Annotated in this window: 1 protein-coding gene; it reads left to right on the forward strand. The window is 65.2% G+C overall.

Translation table 11 applies throughout. From position 1 onward, the window contains the following. The first annotated feature begins 81 nt into the window (after nucleotides 1-81). Nucleotides 82-1,323, forward strand: coding sequence for a DDE-type integrase/transposase/recombinase (locus ACYVKA_RS13540; RefSeq protein WP_460706196.1), 1,242 nt, complete (start codon nucleotides 82-84; stop codon nucleotides 1,321-1,323). Nucleotides 1,324-1,374: the final 51 nt, after the last annotated feature.

Consider the following 1,374-nt stretch of genomic DNA (forward strand, 5'->3'; position numbering starts at 1 on the left):
CGCGTTGACTCATCGAAGATGCCCGCGTGGAGTGCTTCGTTGACTCATCTCAAAGTGCCCGCGTGGGGGCAGAGTGAGTGGATGGAGTTGGAGTTGGCCCAGCGCAAGGCGATCCTGGCCTCCCAGGTGGCCAAGTGGCCCAAGGCGACCAAGCAGGAAAAGGGCGAGATCCTGGACGCGATCTGCCAGGTCACGGGCTGGCATCGTGACCATGCCCGCAAGATGATCCGCCAGCGCGTGGCGGGCATCGAACCCGGACCACGCCGGCGCCGGGATCCAGTACTGACCTATGACGATGACGTGATCGCGTTGCTGGTGCGGTGCTGGGCAGTGCTGGACGGCCCCAGCGGCAAGCGCCTGCACCCTGCCCTGCCCCAGCTGGTGGCCTCGTTGGATCACCATGGGCGGCTCGAGGCCAGCCAGGAGACGATCGAGGCGTTGTTGCGGATGTCACCGGCGACCATCGACCGGCGCCTCAAGCCCCACCGGGCCGGGCTGGTCGCTTCCCGGGGCATGGGTCACACCCGCCCCGGATCGATGCTCAAGGCCAGCATCCCGATGAAGACCTGGGCCGAGTGGGACAACACCGAACCCGGCTTCGTCCAGATCGACCTGGTCGGCCACGAGGGCGGTGACAACAACGGCCAGTTCCACTGGAGCCTGGATGCCACCGATGTGGCCACCGGCTGGACCGAAGCGATCAGCGTCCACAGCAAGGGCGAACGCGTCGTCAGGGCCGGGCTGGAACAACTCCAGCTGCGCTTCCCGTTCCCGATCCTGGGGATCCATTCCGACAACGGCGGCGAGTTCATCAACCACCACCTGCACAAGTGGTGCGCCCTGCACCAGATCACCTACACCCGAGGACGCCCGGCCCGCTCCAACGACCAGGCCCACGTCGAGCAGAAGAACTGGGCCATGGTGCGTCGCTGCGTGGGCTACAACCGCTACGACACCGCCCGCGAGCTGGACCTGCTCAACCAGCTGTGGCAGTGGGAGTCGACCATGACCAACCTGTTCACCCCGCAACAAAAACTCGCCACCAAGACCCGCGTGGGCGCCAAGGTCACCAAGACCTACGACACCGCCACCACCCCGTACCAGCGAATCCTTCGAGACCACCCCGACCTGCTCGACGACATCGACCGCAAGGCCCTCCACCAACGCCTCACCGACGCCGATCCCGTCGCCATCAGGGAACAGATCGCGCTGATCCAGGCCAACCTGCTCGAACTGGCCCGCCGCCGCGGACACATCGAACGCAAAGCCAAACGCAATGCCGTCTACCTGTCACGAACCAAGCTCAACAAGCGGGCATCTTGAGGTGAGTCAACGACCCGACCCACGCGGGCATCTTGACATGAGTCAACAGGA

The organism is Luteococcus sediminum, assembly GCF_054783495.1.

What these genes read in the sequence shown, in the direction of transcription:
- ACYVKA_RS13540 (WP_460706196.1), top strand. Translation starts at nt 82, where the DNA reads ATGGAGTTGGAGTTGGCCCAGCGCAAGGCGATCCTGGCCTCCCAGGTG.